We start from the raw sequence: 17,481 nt of genomic DNA on the forward strand, positions 1-17,481 counted from the left end.
GTGTCGGTCGCCGTAGTCACGGATTCCACCGCCCACCTGCCGGAGGGCTTCGCCGAACGGCACGCGGTCCGGGTGGTGCCGCTGCACGTCCTGGTCGACGGCGTGGTCTCCCTCGACGGCGTCGAGACCGGCCCGGCGGCGGTCGCCGAAGCGATGAAGCAGCGCAAGATCGTCACGACGTCGCGGCCGACGCCCACCGAGTTCGTCAAGGAGTTCCGCGCGGCGCTGGCCGACGGCGCCGAAGCGATCGTTTCCGTGCACCTCTCGCGCGAACTGTCGGGCACCTGGGAAGCGGCGGTGCTGGCGGCGCAGGAAGTCGGGCCGGACCGGGTCCGCGTGGTCGACTCGCGGACCACCGCGATGGGGCTGGGGTTCGCCGCCCTGCACGCCGCTTCGGCCGCGACCGCCGGAGCCGACGCCGCCGAGGTCGAAGCCGCGGCGGTGACCGCGGCCGGCTGCTCGTCGACGCTGTTCGTCGTGGAAACGCTGGACCACCTGCGCCGCGGCGGCCGGATCGGCCCGGCCGCGGCGCTGCTCGGCACGGCGCTGGCGGTGAAGCCGGTGCTGCACATGTCGGACGGCCGGATCCTGCCGCTGGAGAAGGTCCGCACCATGAACCGCGCGCTCGCCCGGCTGGTCGAGCTGGCTGCCGCGGCCGCCGAGGACGACGACGTCGAACTCGCCGTCCACCACCTCGCGTCGCCGGAGCGGGCGGTCGAGCTGGCGAACCGGCTGGAAGAGGCGGTGCCGCGCTCGGCGGGCTGCGTGGTCTCCGAGCTCGGCGCGGTGATCGGGGCGCACACCGGTCCCGGCGTGCTCGGCGTGGTCGTCCAGCGGACGGTCCCGTCCCGGCGCTAGCCGCCGAACCCTCCAGCATGCCACTCGGGTACGACGGAAACGGTCGTTCCCGGGCCGGGCCGGGTGGATCCGTCCACATCACCCCGGTTGTCCACAGGACGCGGCGGCACCCCTGTCGGACGCCTCCCCGCGGGCCCTAACGTCGATCGTGTGTTCGAGCAGCCCGCCCGGGATCCGGGCCCTCCCGTCAACGACCGGCTCGCCTGGCTGGCCGACCAGCTCTCGCCCGATGCGAGCACGGTCGGGCCCGGCGGCCGGCTGGTCCGGCGCTGGCTACCGGGCGGATCGGCCGGTCCCGGCCGCCGCCGGTGGGCGCTCGCCGGTGTCCTCGCGGCGGTCGTGGTGATCGTCCTCGGCTCGGTCGCGCTCCTCGGCGGCCGTCCGGCACCGGAGTCACCGCCCGCGTTGCCGAGCGCGAAACCGGCGAGCGAGGCCTCGGCCCGGGCCGCACCCCAGGCCGGTCTCGTCGTCAGCGTGATCGGCCGCGTCCGGTCGCCGGGGTTGGTCACCGTGGTCCAGGGCGCCCGCGTCGCGGACGTGCTGCGGGCCGCGGGCGGTCCCGAACCCGGCGCCGACCTGAGCTCGCTGAACCTCGCCCGCCGGGTGACCGACGGGGAGCAGCTCGCGGTCGGCGTCCCGGCACCCGCCGCGGCGACGGCCGGTGCCCCGGCGGGCGCCAAGGTCGACCTCAACGCGGCGAGCGCGGACCAGCTGGACACGTTGCCCGGCGTCGGCGCGGTGACAGCCCAGCGGATCGTCCAGTGGCGCACGGAGCACGGCGGCTTCACGAAGGTGGAGCAGCTGCGCGATGTGTCGGGCATCGGAGAAAGCAAGTTCGAGAAGCTGCGGGAGCAGGTGATGGTCGGATGAGCACGCTTCCCGCGACCGACACCCGGCAGGACATGCGGCTGGTACCGGCGGCACTGGCGTGCTGGCTCGCCGCACTCGGCGGCCTGCTGCTCGGCTGGTGGACGGCTGTCGCGGCCGGTCTCGCGTCGGCGGTGCTCGCCGGGCTGGTGCTCTGGCGGCCGCGCGGCCATCCCCGGGCGCTCGGCGCGGCCGCGGCTCTGCTGGTGCTGGGGCTGGTCGCCGCGGGTCCGGTCGCCTGGCGGATCCGGGACGCGCAGCGGGACGACCTCCGCGCGGCCGCGGCCGACGGACTGCCCGCGGTGGTGCGGGTCGTCGTCACCGAACGCCCGAAACCGGTACGCGGCGCGGGGTACGCCGACCAGCAGGCCGGCGCCCGGTCGGTGGTGTTGACGGCCGACGTCCGCACGGCGTCGGTCGACGGCCGGCCGGTCACGTCGTCCGGGCGCGTCCTGCTGCTGGCGCCGGTCGCGCAGTGGGCGGCGCTGCTGCCGGGGCAGGACGTGACGGCGTCGGGCCTGCTGATGCCGCCGCGCGGCTCGGACCTGACCGTCGCGGTGCTGTCCGTACGCGGACCCCCGGGTGAACCGGGCCCGGCGCCGTGGTGGCAGCGGACCGCGGCCGGGTTGCGCGCCGGCCTCCACGACCTGTGCCAGGTGCTGCCGGACGAACCCGCCGGCCTGCTGCCGGGCCTGGTCCTCGGCGACACGAGCGGGTTGTCGCCGCGGGTCGAGCAGGAGTTCGTCACCGCCGGCCTCGCCCACCTGACGGCCGTCAGCGGCGGCAACCTCGCCGTCGCGTGCGGCGCGGTCCTGCTCCTGCTGCGCGTGCTTCGGTTCGGGCCGCGGACTTCGGCGGTCGCCGCGGGCGGGTGCCTGGCCGGGTTCCTCGTCCTGGTCGGCCCCGAGCCGAGCGTGCTGCGGGCGGGCCTGATGGCGGCGGTCGCGTTGCTGGCCTTGGCGTTGGGACGGCGGGGGTCGGCGCTGCCGGCGCTGGCGTTCGCGGTGTGCGTGCTGGTGGTGATGGATCCGGCGATGGCCACGGACTTCGGGTTCGCGCTGTCGGTGTTCGCCACCGCCGGGCTGGTCCTGATCGCGCCCCGCTGGGCCGCCGCGCTGGTGCGCCGCGGCGTCCCGCCCGGGTTCGCCGAAGGGCTGGCGATCCCGTTGGCGGCCTTCCTCGTGACGGCGCCGGTCCTCGCGGGCATGGCGGGCACGGTGAGCCTGGTTTCGGTGTTCACCAACGTCCTCGCCGCACCCGTGGTCGCCCCGGCGACGGTGCTCGGCGTGCTGGCGACGGTGGTCGGCCCCTGGTGGCCGGGTGCCGGGCGGGTCCTGGTGCACCTGGCCGACCCGGAAGCCCGCTGGCTGATCACGGTGGCGCGGCACGGCGCACGGGCACCCGGCGCGGTCGTCGCCTGGCCCGGCGGCTGGACTGGCGGATTGCTGGCCGCCGCGGTCCTCGTGGTGCTGGTCCTGGCCGCCCGGCACCGGCGCGTGCGGCTGGTGATGGCGGTGCTGGTCGCCGGGGCGCTGCTGGTGTTCGTGCCGGTGCGGGTGATCGCGCCGGCTTGGCCACCGGCTGGCTGGGCGATGGTCGAGTGCGATGTCGGCCAGGGCGACGCGGTCGTGCTGGCGACGGCGGAGCCTGGGCGGGCCGTCGTGGTGGACACCGGACCGGAGCCGGGGCCGGTGGACGAGTGCCTGCACCGGCTGGCCGTCGAGCGGATCCCGTTGCTGGTGCTGAGCCACCTGCACGCGGACCACATCGGCGGGCTCGCGTCGGTCTTCGACGGCCGGGCGGTCGGCGCGGTCGCCGTCGGCCCGGGGCGGGCGCCGGAGTGGGCGTGGCGCCAGGTCGCGGCGGAGGCGAGGCGGCAGGAGGTGCCGCTGGTGGAGCTGAACCCGGGGGAGCGGATGGACTGGCCCGGCCTGACGCTCGACGTGCTCGGCCCGCGTTACGTACCGGCCCGCACGGCGGGCACGCAGGACGGCACGACGATCAACAACAGCTCGGTGGTCCTGCGAGCGCAAACCCCGGCCGGCCGGGTGCTGTTGACGGGCGACGTCGAGCTGGCGGCCCAGTCGGACCTGCTGGCCGACGTCGATGATCTGAAAGCGGAGGTGCTGAAGGTGCCACACCACGGTTCCCGCTACTCGTCGCCGGCGTTCCTCGCGGCGGTGGCACCCCGGGTGGCGATGGTGAGCGTGGGCGCGGGCAACACGTACGGCCACCCAAGCAAGTCCACAATGGACACTCTAAGTGCGTTGGGAGCACTGGTCACCCGAACCGACACGGACGGCGACACGGCGGTGGCCACGGGAACGGCGATCGTCCGCCGGGGCGAGCCGCGCGGCCCGCCCCGCCGGTAAGCCCGGCCCGGCCCGGTCGGCGGTCCGGCGGGGTGCGCTGAGGAAGCCTGCCCTGGCGGCTAGCCCGGGCCGGCGGGGTGCACCGAGGAGCTCCGCCCCGGCGGTGCGCCCGGTCTGGCGCGGTTGGCGGTGCGGCGGAGTGCGCCGAGGAGGTCTGCCCCGCTGGCCAGCCCGGGCCGGCGTGGTGGCCGTGCGCCGGGAAGTGCCGAGGTCGCCAAAAGGCCGGCCGTCTCCGGCGAACGCGCCAAGTGCGGCGTCCAGGGCCGCTGTAGCCTGACTAAGCGGCCGGTTCTAGGGGTCTGCCCATCGCTTCCCGGTTACGGCTTCAGCGACAAGCCGGCCGCGCCGGGGTGGGGGATCGAGCGGATATCCGACGCGTGGTGCGAGCTGATGGCCCGTCTCGGCTACCGGCGGTTCGGCGCCCAGGGCAGCGACTGGGGCACCAGCATCGCCACGAGCATCGGTCAACGGCAACCCGATCGGGTCGCCGGCATCCATCTCATGCCGCCGCTCGCACCGCCCGATCCGGCCACGTCGGACGACCTCACCGGTGCCGAGCGGGCGGCGCTCGCGACACTGCGGGAGGCGGACGAATGGGGCTCCGGATACTCGGCGCAGCAGTCGACCCGGCCGCAGACGGTCGGCTGCGGGCTGGTCGACTCGCCGGCCGCCCTCTGCGCCGGTGCCTCATCCGCCCGGCTGTACTGGGAAAGCCTCCGGCAGGTCAACGAATGGATCTCCGGGTCGGCCGGCGCGCCGGTGACCGTATCCACCGGCTGTTCGGTCTTCCCCAAGGAGCTGCAGCGCCCGTCTCGGCGGTGGGCGGAGCGCCGGTTCCCGAACATCCGGTACTGGAACGAGCCCGGCAAGAGCGGCCACTTCGCGGCGTTCGAGCAGCCGGCGTTGTTCGTCGACGAGGTCCGGTCATTCTTCCGGCTGGTCCGCTGATGGTCACCCGTGCTCGGTAAGCGGCTGGCTGAAGATCAACAAGTGCCCATCGGGTGTCCGTACGTTGAAGTCGCGCATCCCGTAGGGCCGGTCAGCCAGTGGCTCGACGATGTCGGCGCCGCGGGCGCGCAGCTCGTCGTGGCAGGAATCGACGTCGTCGACGACAACCGTCACCCTGGCCGGGCCGACGCTGCTTTCGGCGTACAGGTGGAACTCGGCGGTGTCGCGGATCACGGCCGCGTAGCTGGGTGGGGTCTCCCAGGTGAATATGGTGTCGAATCCGAGCGCGTCCGTGAAGTACGACCGCGCTGCCTGCACATCTCGGCACGGCAGCACGGGAATCGCCACCCGCATGACCATTCCGTCACCTTACCCGACTTTGGCTCAAGATCGCTGATCTTGGATAGGGTGCTGGTTGTTGAGCTGCGGTTTCGTCGTGTGAACGGCGAAAATCTGCGCACTAAGCGGCCGGTTCTAGGCTGTCTTTGTGGCGTATGTGCGCACGGTGAAGACGGCGTCGGGGGCCAGGGCGGTGCAGATCGTGCACTCCTCGCGTCGCGGGTCGCGGGACATCGAGCACATCGGCTCGGCGCATGACGATGCGGCGTTGGAGGCGCTCAAGGCGGTGGCGAGGCAGCGTCTGGCTGTGGGGCAGCCCGAGCTCGACTTCGGCCCGGACTTCGCGGCGTTGCAGGCCGGCAGTGGTGCTGGTGGTGGGCCGCTTGCGATCACGTCGTCGCGGACGGGGTACCTGTGGGACGCGCTCGGCCACGCCTACCAGCTGTTGGGTTCGAGGAGGCCGCTGGTGGTGACGAGGTGTTCCTATTACTGGTACTGGCACGGATCGTCGAGCCGATCAGCAAGCTGGACAGTCTGCGGGTGGTCGAGGAGGCAGGTTTCGACCCGCCGGCGTACGCGACCCTCAAGCGGCGTCTGCCCGCGTTCGCGGTTCCGTGAGCCCGGGTTCTCCAAAGGACGCCGCCTGGAGCCGCAGATCACGATCGAGCTGCTCACCGACGCAAGCGGGTTTCCGTTGATGGTCAACGCGTTCGAGGGCAACCGGGGCGAGACCACTACGATGCTGCCGACCATCCGTGCGTTCATGGATGCCCACCAGCTGGCTGATGTCACGGTCGTGGCCGACGCTGGCATGATCTCTGCGGAACAGGTCGCCAAGGCCGAGCAGGCCGTCGCCGGCAAGACCGCGGTCAAACGCAACCGGTTCATCCAGCTCACCGGCGCCACCAAGAGCGTCAACCGGACCCTGGAAGCCAAGGCACGCGCCCTTGCCGGCCTCAAAGGCTACGTCACCAACCTCCCGGACCTCACCGCCGAGTTCGTGATCGACGCCTACCACCGACTGTTCCACATCGAGAAGTCGTTTCGAATGTCTAAACACGACCTACGTGCGCGGCCGATCTACCACCACAAGCCGCTACCGCACCATCAACATCCAGGCCGGCGAGCACACCCTCACCGCAGTCGACCCGCTACCCGACGACCTCCGCGATGCCCTCACCCGCATCCACGACCGCGGTGCGCACTAATTTGAGCCAAGTCAGGTCCGTCTCCGGAGCGCGGCGACCGCTTGGCTCGCCGCTGTAGGCGGGCCAAGCGCGGTCGGTAGCCGGGCAGAAGTCGCGTGGCCGCCGACGTCCTACACGATCGCCCCAGCGCCCCAGCGCCCCAGCGCCCCAGCGCCCCAGCGCCCAGCGCCCCAGCGCCGGTCGAGCCCGTTGCCGGTGACCGGACTCGGGGCGAGCCGCACGGCCCGCCCCGAGCGTCGTCGGACGTCAGTAGCCGAGCGCCTCGTTCACCGCGGCGGCTGACGGCGGCACGATCGCCTTGGGGCCGAGGTGGTTCTCGACCGCGTCGAGGGTCTTGAGGCCGTCGCCGGTGATCAGGAGGACCGTCTCGGCGTCCGGGTCGAGCTTGCCCGTCTCGACGAGCTTCTTCGCCGTGGCCACGGTGACCCCGCCGGCCGTCTCGGTGAAGATGCCCTCGGTGCGGGCCAGCAGGCGGATGCCTTCGACGACCTCTTCGTCGGTGACGTCCTCGATCGCGCCGCCGGTGCGGTTGACGATGTCGAGCACGTACGGGCCGTCGGCCGGGTTGCCGATCGCCAGCGACTTGGCGATCGTGTCCGGCTTCACCGGCTGGACCACGTCCTGGCCGGCGCGGAACGCGGCCGACACCGGCGAGCAGCCGGTCGCCTGCGCGCCGAACACCTTGTACGGGCTGGCGTCCACGAGCCCGAGCTGTCCCAGCTCGCGGAAACCCTTGTCCACCTTCGTCAACTGGGAACCGGAGGCGATCGGCACGACGATCTGCGGCGGGATGCGCCAGCCGAGCTGCTCGGCGACCTCGAAGGCCAGCGTCTTCGAGCCCTCCGAGTAGTACGGCCGGACGTTCACGTTCACGAACGCCCACTTCGGGTGCTCACCGGCCAGCTCGGTGGCGAGGCGGTTGACGTCGTCGTAGTTGCCGTCGACGGCGATCAGGTCGCCGTCGTACACCGCGGTGGTGAGGATCTTGGCGCGCTCGAGGGTCTTCGGGATCAGCACGACCGACCGCCAGCCGGCGCGGGCCGCGGCGGCGGCCGTCGCGTTGGCCAGGTTGCCGGTCGACGGACACGCGAGCACCTCGAAGCCGAACTCGCGGGCCGCGGCCAGCGCGACGGCGACGACGCGGTCCTTGAACGAGTGCGTCGGGTTGCCGGTGTCGTCCTTGACCCACACGCGCTTGAGGCCGAGTTCTTTGGCCAGGCGGTCGGCGCGGATCAGCCGGGTCGCGCCGGGCTCGGTGTTCGGGATCTCTTCGACGTTGGACGGAACCGGGAGGAGCTTCTTGTAGCGCCAGATGTTCTTGGGGCCGGCCTCGATGTCTTCGCGGCGGACGCGGCCGAAGTCGTAGGCGACCTCGAGCGGCGAGAAGTCTTCGGCGGAGACGAACTCGGGGGCGAGCGGCTGCCGGTGGCCCTCTTCCTTCGACACCAGTTCGACGGCCGGTCCGAGGTCCGGGGTCTTGGTGGTGGAGGTCGTGCCGAGGGTTGCGGTCATCGCGAGGTTCCTTTCCTCATCTGCCCCGCCGAAGCGGGCCGGAATTGGCACCGTGGTCGTCAGCTACCCCGCGATCGCGGGATGACGGGCTGTACGCCGGTTGCCGGGGCTTCGTCGGGCCGTTCCCTCTGCCCCTCTGGATGAGCGGTATTCGGTTGTCGGGGCGCGCGAGTCAGCGCGCCGCCTCGTGGACACCGTACGACATGGCGGTCACGCCGTGCCACGGTGGCCGTCCGACATCACCGGAGCGGGCGCACGACACCGCAAGTGAGAGGATCCTCGGGTGACCGCGCAAGCCACCGCCCCCGCCCCGCTGCAGCTGGTGCTGGGCGAGGAAGAACTGCTGATCGAACGGGCCGTCCGCGAGACCCTCGCCGCGGCGCGCGCGATCGACGCCACGGCCGAGCTGACCCGGGTCCGGGTGTCGGATCTCACAGCCCCCGAGCTGGCCGAACTCGTCAGCCCGTCGCTGTTCAGCGAGGGTCGCGTGATCGTCCTGGAGTCGGCGCAGGACATCTCGCAGGAGCTGGCCGACGCCGTGGCGTCGTACCTGAAGGACCCCGCGGACGGCGTCGTGCTGGTCGTCGTGCACAACGGCGGTGGCCGCAGCAAGGCGGGCAAGTCGCTCCCCGCGGCGCTGAAGAAGGCCGGCGCCGAGGTCACGGAGTGCCCGAAACTGACCAAGCCGGCCGAGCGCGAGCAGTTCGTGCGGCACGAGATCCGCCGGGCGGGCGGCAAGATCGACCCGGCCGGGGTGGCCGCGCTGATCGACGCGGTGGGCTCCGACCTGCGTGAACTCTCCTCGGCGGCGAGCCAGCTGGTGGCCGACACGGGCGGCACGGTCGACGCCGACGCGGTCCGCCAGTACCACCGTGGCCGCGCCGACGTGACGGGCTTCGCGGTGGCGGAGAAGGCGGTGAGCGGCGACCGGTCGGCGGCGCTGGAGTCGCTGCGCTGGGCGATGCAGCTGGGCGTCCCGCACGTCCTGGTGGCCGACGCCCTGGCCGACGCGGTCCGCACGATCGCCCGCGTCTCGGGCGCGGGCCGCGGCAACCCGAACCAGATGGCCGGTGAACTGGGCATGCCGCCGTGGAAGATCCGCAAGGCCCAGGGCCAGTCGCGGGGCTGGAACCAGGACGGCCTGGCCACGGCGATGCGCGTCGTCGCGCGCCTGAACGCCGAGGTCAAGGGCGTGGCGGCCGACCCGGGCTACGCGCTGGAGCGCGCGGTCCTGGAGGTCGCGGCCGCCAAGGGCTGAACCCCGGGCACGAGAAAAGCCCCGGCCGAAGCCGGGGCCTTCCCAGAAATCAACCAGCTCAGAGCGCGTTGACGCGCTTGGCGAGCGCCGACTTCTTGTTGGCGGCCTGGTTGGCGTGGATGACGCCCTTCGAGACGGCCTTGTCCAGCTTCTGGGCGGCGTCGCGCTGCAGCTCGACGGCCTTGGCCTTGTCGCCGGCCTCGGCGGCTTCGCGGACCTTGCGGATCGCGGTCTTCACCGAGGACCGGATCGCCTGGTTGCGCTGACGCGCCTTCTCGTTCGTCGTGATGCGCTTGATCTGCGACTTGATGTTGGCCATAGGGCAACTCCTGTTTCACTCGGTGAGATCGCCGCCGCGCTGAAGTGGCCCCGCGAAAAGCGGGTTTCCTCCATGACGGAATGCCGCACGGGCAGCGAGCGACCACTTTAACAGCCGGGCCACGGGCGCCCGGCACCGGGAGTACGGTGGGCGACGGCAGTGCCTAGGGTTCCGTCGCCGGTCCGCGTACCCAGCCCGACACAACCAGGACCGGTGGGCCTGGTCCGAGCGGCACCATCGGCGGGCCCGGACGGCCGGTCGTTCATCTGACGGGGCAAAAGCCTGGAGGACCCGGTTTTCGCGCGCGCGAAAACCCGAAGGGGTCCCGTGAACGCCACCGCCTTGTCCCTCGTCCTCGTCGCCGCCGTCGTGCACGCCGCCTGGAACCTGGCGGCCAAGCGGATTTCCTCCGGTGGCACGCAGTTCGTCTGGCTCTACTACACCGTCGGCGCCGTCGTGCTGCTGCCGATCACGGTCGTGCAGCTCGTCGTCGAAGCGAACCGTCCACAGTGGAGCTGGCTGCTCGCCGCGGTCGTCACCTCCGTGCTGCACATCGCCTACGGCATCGTCCTGCAGCGCGGGTACCGCGTCGGCGACCTGTCCGTCGTCTACCCGGTCGCGCGGGGCACCGGGCCGCTGCTGTCGGTGCTGGCCGCCGTCCTCGTGCTCGGCGAGCGGCCCGGCTGGCTCGGCCTGCTCGGCGCGTTCCTGGTCGTCGCCGGGGTGCTGGTGATCAGCACCGGCCGCAAGGCGGACGACCCGCAAGCGGTGAAGGCCGGGATCTTCTACGGCCTGCTGACCGGCGCCGTCATCGCCGGCTACACGCTCTGGGACGCGCACTCGGTCACCGGGCTCGGCGTGCCGCCGATCGTCTACTTCGGCCTCGGCTCGGTCCTGCAGAGCCTGATGCTCGTGCCCGGCGCGCTGGCCGGGCGCGTCGAGGTCGGCCGCGTCTGGCGCGAGCACCGCCGCGAGGTGCTGCTCGTCGGGCTGCTGTCGCCGGTCGCCTACATCCTCGTGCTGTTCGCCCTCACGATGGCGCCGGTCAGCCTGGTGGCGCCGGCGCGGGAGCTGAGCATCGTGATCGGCGGCGTCGCCGCGTGGCTGGTGCTGGGCGAACGCGACGCCGTCCGGCGGCTCGCGGGATCGGTGATCGTGCTTTCCGGCATCGCCGCGATTGCGGCCGCCTGAGCGCGTCCGGTAGGGATGGTCGGATGGAAGTCCTGAAGAGCAGGCTGATCGTCCGCCCGCGCGACGCCGCCGCGACGACGGCGTTCTACCGCGACACCCTCGGCCTGGCCGTGGAGCGCGAGTTCCCCGGCGGCACCGTGTTCTTCCTCGGCCACGGCTCCCTGGAGGTCTCCGGCGGGGGCGAGACGGGTTCGTCGCCCGGCCTCGTGCTCTGGCTGCAGGTCCGGGACCTCGCCGGGACGCTGGCCGACCTGAAGGCGCGGGGCCTGGAGCCGGTGCGGGACGCCCAGCGCGAGCCCTGGGGCCTCGACGAGGCCTGGATCGCCGACCCGGACGGCACGCGCATCGTGCTGGTCGAGGTGCCCGAGGGCCACCCGATCCGCACGGACACCCGCTAGGCGGGCTTGACGGCGCGCAGCTGGGCGGCCAGCGCGGCGAAGCCGGGCGGGTCCCACGTCCACGTCTGCAGGTCGGCGAAGCCCGCTTCGGCGGCTTCGTCGGCCAGGACGTGCCTGCTCACGGGCAGCCACTTCTCGTGCGCGGAAAGCAGCAACCGGCCGCCGGGGCGCAGCACCCGGAACAGCTCGGCGAACCCGGCCGCGCGGTCGTCCCACAGCATGACGTTGTTCACGCTCAGCACGACGTCGACCGACTCGTTGGGCTCGCCGGTGTGCGCCGCCGACCCTTCGCGCAGTTCGGCGCGGTCGGCGCAGCGCTCCTGGCAGAGCGCGAGCATCTCGGGCGAGGGGTCGACGCCGATCGCGCGCCCGGCCAGCCGCGCGGCGGCGTCCAGGCCGACGCCGGGGCCGGGCCCGACGACCAGGACGGTGTCGTCCGGTTCGAGCCGGGCCAGGTCGACGACGCGGTGTTCGGTGGCGGCGTTGCCCCGCGCCATCACCCAGCCGCCGAGGCGGCCGAGCGGGCCGGAGGGGTGACCGAACGCACGGTCGAGAACTCGGGCGAAGCCGCTGGTCTCCGGCTGGGGAGGGGGTGCCGGCTGGTGCGAAGTGCTCATACTTCGAGGGCACCACGGATCGCGGAACCCCGCATCGGGGATGACCCCCACCCGCACCCGGAGGGCCATGGGAACATAGAGGTGGCCATCCCCGACTTTCCGAGGACTCATTCGAGTGACGACGTTCGCCGACACCACCTTCACGCCGCCGGAGCTCATCCGGAACTTCTGCATCATCGCGCACATCGACCACGGCAAGTCCACCCTGGCCGACCGCATGCTGCAGCTCACCGGCGTCGTGGAAGAGCGGGCCATGCGCGCTCAGTACCTCGACCGGATGGACATCGAGCGCGAGCGCGGCATCACGATCAAGGCGCAGAACGTCCGGCTGCCCTGGAAGGTCGACGGGCAGGACCACGTCCTGCACATGATCGACACACCCGGCCACGTCGACTTCACCTACGAGGTCTCCCGGGCGCTGGAGGCGTGCGAAGGCGCGATCCTGCTGGTCGACGCCGCGCAGGGGATCGAGGCCCAGACGCTGGCCAACCTGTACCTCGCGCTGGAGAACAACCTCCAGATCATCCCGGTCCTCAACAAGATCGACCTGCCCTCGGCCGACCCCGACAAGTACGCGGGTGAGCTCGCCCACATCATCGGCTGCGAGCCGGAGGACGTGCTGCGGGTCTCGGCCAAGACCGGCATGGGCGTCGGCGAGCTGCTCGACGAGGTCGTGAAGACGGTCCCGGCGCCGCAGGGCGACGCCGACGCGCCGGCGCGGGCGATGATCTTCGACTCGGTGTACGACACCTACCGCGGCGTCGTCACCTACATCCGCGTGGTCGACGGCAAGATCACACCGCGCGAGAAGATCAAGATGATGTCCACCGGCGCGACGCACGAGCTCCTGGAAGTCGGCATCATCTCGCCGGAACCCAAGCCCAGCAAGGGGCTCGGCGTCGGCGAGGTCGGCTACCTGATCACCGGCGTGAAGGACGTCCGGCAGTCGAAGGTCGGCGACACGGTGACGTCCGAGCGCCACGGCGCGAAGGAAGCGCTGGCGGGCTACCGCGAGCCGAAGCCGATGGTCTACTCCGGGCTCTACCCGGTGGACGGGTCCGACTACCCCGAGCTGCGCGAGGCGCTGGACAAGCTCCAGCTCAACGACGCGGCGCTCGACTACGAGCCGGAGACGTCGGTGGCGCTGGGCTTCGGCTTCCGCTGCGGCTTCCTCGGCCTGCTGCACCTGGAGATCACGCGCGACCGGCTCGAGCGCGAGTTCGGCCTCGACCTGATCTCGACGGCGCCCAACGTCATCTACCGCGTGGTGCTCGAGGACCGCAGCGAGGTCGTCGTGACGAACCCGTCCGACTGGCCGACCGGGCTCAAGATCGCCGAGGTCCACGAGCCGGTGTCGAAGGTCAGCATCCTCGCGCCGTCGGAGTTCGTCGGCACGATCATGGAGCTGTGCCAGACGAAGCGCGGCACGCTGCTCGGCATGGACTACCTGTCCGAGGACCGCGTCGAGCTGCGCTACAACATCCCGTTGGCCGAAATCATCTTTGATTTCTTCGACACGCTGAAGTCGCGTACGCGCGGCTACGCGTCCCTCGATTACGAAGAGGCAGGCGACCAGATCGCGGATCTGGTCAAGGTGGACATCCTGCTGCAGGGCGAAACGGTGGACGCGTTCTCGGCGATCGTCCACAAGGACGCGGCGTACGGCTACGGCAACCGGATGGCGACCCGGCTGCGCGAGCTGATCCCGCGCCAGCAGTTCGAGGTCCCGATCCAGGCGGCGGTCGGTTCCCGGATCATCGCCCGCGAAACGATCCGCGCGATCCGCAAGGACGTTCTGGCCAAGTGCTACGGCGGTGACATCTCGCGGAAGCGCAAGCTGCTGGAGAAGCAGAAGGAAGGCAAGAAGCGGATGAAGACCGTCGGCCGGGTCGAGGTTCCGCAGGAGGCCTTCGTCGCCGCACTGTCCACTGAGGACTCGGGCAAGAACAAGAAGTAACTGTTCCACTGACGTGACAACGGCGCCCATATTCACGCCTCCGCGTGAATATGGGCTTCGAATCCGTGTTCGAGGCGGTTTCTGTCGGTGCCTTCTGGTTCGCTCTGGTGTGAAGAGCGAAAGGAGAGCACCATGACGGTCATGGCAGACATCGAGCATCCCGTCGATTCGGGCCCCCTGACGGTGCACGACCTCGAGGGGATGCCGGAAGATGGCCGACGCCGCGAACTCATCGACGGGGTGCTCATCGTGAGCCCTGCGCCGGGGCGAAGACATCAGAAGATCGTGGTCAGACTTTGGCGAGTCCTCGACGACGTGTGTCCGCCCGAGTACGACGTACTCGTCGCGCCGCTCGCGGTGCGCCAGGGCGACAGCACGGAGCTGCAGCCGGACGTCCTGGTCGGCCGGGACGAAGACTTCACGGAGAAAGACCTCCCGGCACCGCCGGTGCTGGCCGTCGAGGTGCTGTCGCCCAGTACGGCGATCTACGACCTGAACCTCAAGAAGGCGGTCTACGAGCGGCTCGGGACCGGCAGCTACTGGGTGATCGACCCGGAAGAGCCCGCGGTCACGGTGTTCGAGCTGGACGAAGACGGCTGCTACCAGCAGGTGGCCAAAGGCGCGGGCGACGAGGTTTGCGAGGTGGAGCGGCCGTTCCGGGTGCGGTTCGTACCGAAGGAGCTGCTGGGCCGGCTCGGCTGAGGGCGGGATGGCAGCGCCGAGGGACGGGCTTGGTTCCGCGTCGGGTGACGGCGGCAAGCCGGAGCCGGCTCGGCTGAACCTCCGTCAGCGGATCCGAGGTGTCCCGCGGAGCTGGGCGTGCAGCTGCCGGTGCCGCAACTCCTTCCGGAGCCGCTCGACCACCGCGTCGAAGAGGGCCGGGTCGAGCACCGCCGTCTGCTCGAACTGCCTCCTCTGCGGCGGCGCCGGCTCCAGCCGTCCGCGGGGCGCGTAGCGCTGCACCGAACTCTCGATGCCGCCGCCCGTGACCAGGTCGAGCCAGAGCGCGTCGCGCAGGTGACCGTCGCCGAAGCGGGCCGAGCGGCGGACCGACACGTCGGCTATCTGGGACCACGGCACCACCCGGGTACTCAGCGTGCCCGCCGGCAGGCGAAGACCCTCGTCGCCGATCGTGAGGTCGCGGAGGCTCGCGAAGCCGCGCTTCAGCTCGCGGGCCCGGGACACGCGAAACCCGACGATCGCGACGAGCACGGACGCCGCGTAAGCACCGCCGATCAGCCACGGCGACAGGCCGCGCAGCACGCCGAGGGCGAGCGCCGCTCCAAAACCGGCGTCGGCGACGAAGAGCAGGCCGAGCAGGATCTTGACCGGCGTGCTCACACGGGGCGGGGACTCGGGCAACGGGTCGACTCCTCGGGCCGGGCTGGTCAGGGATTGCCGATTATCCGGTCCGCCGTCACGAAGACCGCGACCCGCCGCTCCTCGGCCATCACGCGGTCGTACTCGTCCCAGTCGTCGTGCGTACCGGTGGCGGCCTTGAAGACGTCGCGCAGAAGCTTCGGCAAGCCCGCGGGATCGAAGGCGGGGTCGGGATCGTCCGGCCCGACGAGGTGGGTGGCCCCGGTGACGGAGACCCAGTTCCACCGCCGCCGGAAGGTGACGGTGGCATGCCCGGCCCGCCGCAACAGCGCAAGCTTGTGCGCCCGCCCAACAGCAACGTAGGCAACGCCCGGAGCGCCGGTGACGGGGTCTTCGAGCACGCCGGCGTTGACCACGGAGGAGTGAACGGTGCCATCACCCCGCGTCGTGGCAACGGTGGCGAGGCCGTTCTCCTGCAGCGACAGCGTGCGAACCTGCTCCAGATCAACGCTCATGCCGCAATCTAACCCGCCGGACGAACCGGGTGTTCCGGAATCACCGCGCGAAATCAGTCGAGCACCGTCCGTACGGGGAGCTGACCATCATGCCAGCGCTGCCCGGTGCAGGCCGCTGAAGAAACGACGGTCAGGGAGCCAGCAGGCCGGTGGTCACAGCTTGCAACGGGACCCAGGCGGAGCCAGGTGCGGTTTGCCAGGTGTTGTAGAGCAGGCCGTCAGCGCCCCTCGCGAATGCGACCAGGCCGCCAGTCGAGCCCATCTCGACGTCGGGGATGCCGGCCGGGGTCAGCCCACCTCCGCCAATGCCGGTCCAGGGCTGCCAAGCGCTACCCGGTGCGGTTTGCCAGCTCGTGAGCAGGACGCCGTTGAAGTTTATGGCGTACGCGGAGAACCGGCCGTCGGGTTCCCGGTGGATCGCGGGAGACCCCGCGAGACTGCCGCCACCTGTGACGAGCTGCAGGGGAACCCACGTCGAGCCGGGCGATGGTTGCCAAGCGTTGTACAGCTGTCCGTCAGTGCCGCGGGCGAACACGACCAAGCCGCCCGTCGACGCCGTATCCACCACGGCCCTGCCGGACAAGGGAGTCCCGCCCGCGATGGCCGCCCAAGGCTGCCACGCACTGCCGGGTGCCGATTGCCAGGTGCTGATCAGGATGCCGTTGGAGTTGATCGCGTAAGCGGACAAACGCCCGTCCGGCTCACGGTGGATCGCGGGTGTCCCGGTGAGGCTCCCCCCAGGGGCGACGACTTGCAGTGCGCCCCACGACGACCCAGCCGAAGACTGCCAGGTGTTGTAGAGCTGTCCATCGAATCCTCGGACGAACACCACGAGGCCACCGGTGGATGCGCGCTCGACGACCGGGATGCCGGTGACGCCGCTGCCGCCGATCACGGTCCAAGGCTGCCAGGCGCTGCCCGGCGTTGTCTGCCACGTCGTCAATAGAGTCCCGGATGTATTGACCGCGTAGGCCGAAAACCGGCCGTCGGGTTCCCGGTGGATGGCAGGCGGAGCGGAGAGACCGCCACCGGAGGTGACGGGGTGGAACGGTGTCCAGGCCGAGCCCGGAGCGGATTGCCAAGCGTTGTACAGCTGCTGGTCGTTGCCCCGACCGAAAACGACGAACCCACCGGTCGTGGTCTGCGCGGCCGGCTGCATCGATTCGTGGGCGGGAGCGCTCGGGGGAGCCGTGGTGATGTCCTTGAAGTGGATGTAGCCAGTCGGGGAATTCGCTGCGATGGTCCGTTCGCTGTACGTCCCCGTCAGCGAACGGTTGTATTCCTCGACCGTCACTGTTCCGCCCGGGTTGACCGACTCGACCCACGCGACGTGTCCGCTTGCCCACCAAGCGACCGATCCAGCCGCAGGAGCCGAGTTCACGGCATAGCCTCGAGTCTGGGCTTCGGGCCCCCAGCCGGATGCGTTGGCGTGGAACGGGATGTCGAACCCGTTGCGCGAGTGCAGACGCCATGCGGCGAAACTCGTGCATTCTCTGTTGTACATGCCCCACGAGTCGAACGTCGAATCCATCGACGCGTTCCGCCAGGCGGTGGGATAGTCGTCGGTCCCCGCTTCCGCGGACGTGCCGATCGACAAGGCTGTTGCAGTCATGATCACCGCCGCCGAGACTCGCATGAGCCGAAGCCGCACCTTCGAAGAACGCGGCGTGAAGCACCTGACCATGGTGCACCTGCTTTCATGCCTGGTATCCGCTTCCGTGAACCGCATCGCGAGGTGAGTCGTGCCCGGCCTTGTCGCACGCACGCGGACGCCGGTTTTTCCACCGTTCGGCTCAGCGGGT

General features: G+C 71.1%; 16 protein-coding genes, 1 pseudogene and 1 riboswitch. Of the genes and pseudogenes, 10 read left to right on the plus strand and 7 right to left on the minus strand.

All coding sequences use genetic code 11. The annotated features are described in order from the left end of the window. From ACIQWX_RS26425 to ACIQWX_RS26440, 4 genes are all read left to right on the plus strand, one after another. On the plus strand, positions 1–858 hold the full coding sequence (locus ACIQWX_RS26425; protein WP_400876391.1) for a DegV family protein: 858 nt from the start codon (positions 1–3) through the stop codon (positions 856–858). 150 nt (positions 859–1,008) lie between these two features. Beyond that, on the plus strand, positions 1,009–1,728 hold the full coding sequence (locus tag ACIQWX_RS26430) for a helix-hairpin-helix domain-containing protein (RefSeq protein ID WP_400876393.1): 720 nt from the start codon (positions 1,009–1,011) through the stop codon (positions 1,726–1,728). Next, positions 1,725–4,097 carry a ComEC/Rec2 family competence protein gene (locus ACIQWX_RS26435; RefSeq protein ID WP_400876395.1) on the plus strand — a complete coding sequence of 791 codons (2,373 nt, stop codon included), beginning with the start codon at positions 1,725–1,727 and terminating at the stop codon, positions 4,095–4,097. The genes ACIQWX_RS26430 and ACIQWX_RS26435 overlap by 4 nt, the downstream gene beginning before the upstream one ends. A 129-nt stretch (positions 4,098–4,226) precedes the next feature. After that, a complete protein-coding gene (locus ACIQWX_RS26440; RefSeq protein WP_400876398.1) occupies positions 4,227–5,045 on the plus strand; it encodes an alpha/beta fold hydrolase in 819 nt (272 codons plus the stop codon). A 3-nt stretch (positions 5,046–5,048) separates the two neighbouring features. Here ACIQWX_RS26440 and ACIQWX_RS26445 read toward each other — a convergent pair whose 3' ends face one another. Beyond that, positions 5,049–5,405 (minus strand): VOC family protein, encoded by a 357-nt coding sequence (locus tag ACIQWX_RS26445; RefSeq protein WP_400876401.1) that lies wholly within the window; start codon positions 5,403–5,405, stop codon positions 5,049–5,051. Between the two features lie 328 nt (positions 5,406–5,733). Between ACIQWX_RS26445 and ACIQWX_RS26450 the strand changes: the two are divergent. After that, positions 5,734–6,592 (plus strand): annotated as a pseudogene (locus ACIQWX_RS26450) (transposase); the annotation flags it as partial. Positions 6,593–6,838: 246 nt separating this feature from the next. Here ACIQWX_RS26450 and thrC read toward each other — a convergent pair. Further along, a complete protein-coding gene (thrC, locus tag ACIQWX_RS26455; protein WP_400876404.1) occupies positions 6,839–8,104 on the minus strand; it encodes a threonine synthase in 1,266 nt (421 codons plus the stop codon). A 13-nt stretch (positions 8,105–8,117) separates the two neighbouring features. Beyond that, a riboswitch (SAM riboswitch) is annotated at positions 8,118–8,251 on the minus strand. Positions 8,252–8,387: 136 nt separating this feature from the next. On the opposite strand from thrC, the gene holA reads away from it, so the two are divergent. Next, positions 8,388–9,362 carry a DNA polymerase III subunit delta gene (gene holA / locus ACIQWX_RS26460; protein ID WP_400876406.1) on the plus strand — a complete coding sequence of 325 codons (975 nt, stop codon included), beginning with the start codon at positions 8,388–8,390 and terminating at the stop codon, positions 9,360–9,362. A gap of 58 nt (positions 9,363–9,420) precedes the next feature. Here holA and rpsT read toward each other — a convergent pair whose 3' ends face one another. After that, positions 9,421–9,681 carry a 30S ribosomal protein S20 gene (gene rpsT, locus ACIQWX_RS26465; protein ID WP_013228460.1) on the minus strand — a complete coding sequence of 87 codons (261 nt, stop codon included), beginning with the start codon at positions 9,679–9,681 and terminating at the stop codon, positions 9,421–9,423. A 327-nt stretch (positions 9,682–10,008) separates the two neighbouring features. On the opposite strand from rpsT, the gene ACIQWX_RS26470 reads away from it, so the two are divergent. Together ACIQWX_RS26470 and ACIQWX_RS26475 are read left to right on the plus strand one after the other, a co-directional pair. Beyond that, a complete protein-coding gene (locus ACIQWX_RS26470) occupies positions 10,009–10,872 on the plus strand; it encodes a DMT family transporter (RefSeq protein ID WP_400876408.1) in 864 nt (287 codons plus the stop codon). A 23-nt stretch (positions 10,873–10,895) separates the two neighbouring features. Then, on the plus strand, positions 10,896–11,270 hold the full coding sequence (locus ACIQWX_RS26475) for a VOC family protein (protein ID WP_400876411.1): 375 nt from the start codon (positions 10,896–10,898) through the stop codon (positions 11,268–11,270). Here ACIQWX_RS26475 and ACIQWX_RS26480 read toward each other — a convergent pair. Continuing rightward, positions 11,267–11,887, minus strand: coding sequence for a class I SAM-dependent methyltransferase (locus ACIQWX_RS26480; RefSeq protein ID WP_400876414.1), 621 nt, complete (start codon positions 11,885–11,887; stop codon positions 11,267–11,269). The genes ACIQWX_RS26475 and ACIQWX_RS26480 overlap by 4 nt on opposite strands. A 115-nt stretch (positions 11,888–12,002) precedes the next feature. On the opposite strand from ACIQWX_RS26480, the gene lepA reads away from it, so the two are divergent. Then, the gene (gene lepA / locus ACIQWX_RS26485; protein WP_400876416.1) at positions 12,003–13,844 is read left to right on the plus strand and encodes a translation elongation factor 4; all 1,842 of its coding nucleotides are present in this window, start codon (positions 12,003–12,005) and stop codon (positions 13,842–13,844) included. A 132-nt stretch (positions 13,845–13,976) separates the two neighbouring features. After that, complete coding sequence (locus ACIQWX_RS26490) at positions 13,977–14,546, plus strand: Uma2 family endonuclease (RefSeq protein WP_400876419.1); 570 nt, start codon at positions 13,977–13,979, stop codon at positions 14,544–14,546. 84 nt (positions 14,547–14,630) lie between these two features. Here ACIQWX_RS26490 and ACIQWX_RS26495 read toward each other — a convergent pair whose 3' ends face one another. The 3 genes from ACIQWX_RS26495 to ACIQWX_RS26505 form a co-directional block, all read right to left on the minus strand. Beyond that, complete coding sequence (locus ACIQWX_RS26495; protein WP_400876422.1) at positions 14,631–15,206, minus strand: PH domain-containing protein; 576 nt, start codon at positions 15,204–15,206, stop codon at positions 14,631–14,633. Between the two features lie 26 nt (positions 15,207–15,232). Then, positions 15,233–15,679, minus strand: coding sequence for a pyridoxamine 5'-phosphate oxidase family protein (locus tag ACIQWX_RS26500; RefSeq protein ID WP_400876424.1), 447 nt, complete (start codon positions 15,677–15,679; stop codon positions 15,233–15,235). A 130-nt stretch (positions 15,680–15,809) separates the two neighbouring features. Beyond that, complete coding sequence (locus ACIQWX_RS26505) at positions 15,810–17,315, minus strand: CHAP domain-containing protein (protein WP_400876427.1); 1,506 nt, start codon at positions 17,313–17,315, stop codon at positions 15,810–15,812. Between the last annotated feature and the right edge of the window lie 166 nt (positions 17,316–17,481).

The sequence above is a fragment of the Amycolatopsis sp. NPDC098790 genome, from assembly GCF_044759945.1.
Lineage (GTDB): Bacteria > Actinomycetota > Actinomycetes > Mycobacteriales > Pseudonocardiaceae > Amycolatopsis.

Bases quoted from the DNA above. Each gene is read 5' to 3' on its own strand.
- ACIQWX_RS26480 (WP_400876414.1), bottom strand. From the start codon at position 11,887: ATGAGCACTTCGCACCAGCCGGCACCCCCTCCCCAGCCGGAGACCAGC.
- ACIQWX_RS26490 (WP_400876419.1), top strand. From the start codon at position 13,977: ATGACGGTCATGGCAGACATCGAGCATCCCGTCGATTCGGGCCCCCTG.
- ACIQWX_RS26505 (WP_400876427.1), bottom strand. From the start codon at position 17,315: ATGCGAGTCTCGGCGGCGGTGATCATGACTGCAACAGCCTTGTCGATC.
- thrC (WP_400876404.1), bottom strand. From the start codon at position 8,104: ATGACCGCAACCCTCGGCACGACCTCCACCACCAAGACCCCGGACCTC.
- ACIQWX_RS26445 (WP_400876401.1), bottom strand. From the start codon at position 5,405: ATGGTCATGCGGGTGGCGATTCCCGTGCTGCCGTGCCGAGATGTGCAG.
- ACIQWX_RS26475 (WP_400876411.1), top strand. From the start codon at position 10,896: ATGGAAGTCCTGAAGAGCAGGCTGATCGTCCGCCCGCGCGACGCCGCC.
- rpsT (WP_013228460.1), bottom strand. From the start codon at position 9,681: ATGGCCAACATCAAGTCGCAGATCAAGCGCATCACGACGAACGAGAAG.
- ACIQWX_RS26500 (WP_400876424.1), bottom strand. From the start codon at position 15,679: ATGAGCGTTGATCTGGAGCAGGTTCGCACGCTGTCGCTGCAGGAGAAC.
- ACIQWX_RS26435 (WP_400876395.1), top strand. From the start codon at position 1,725: ATGAGCACGCTTCCCGCGACCGACACCCGGCAGGACATGCGGCTGGTA.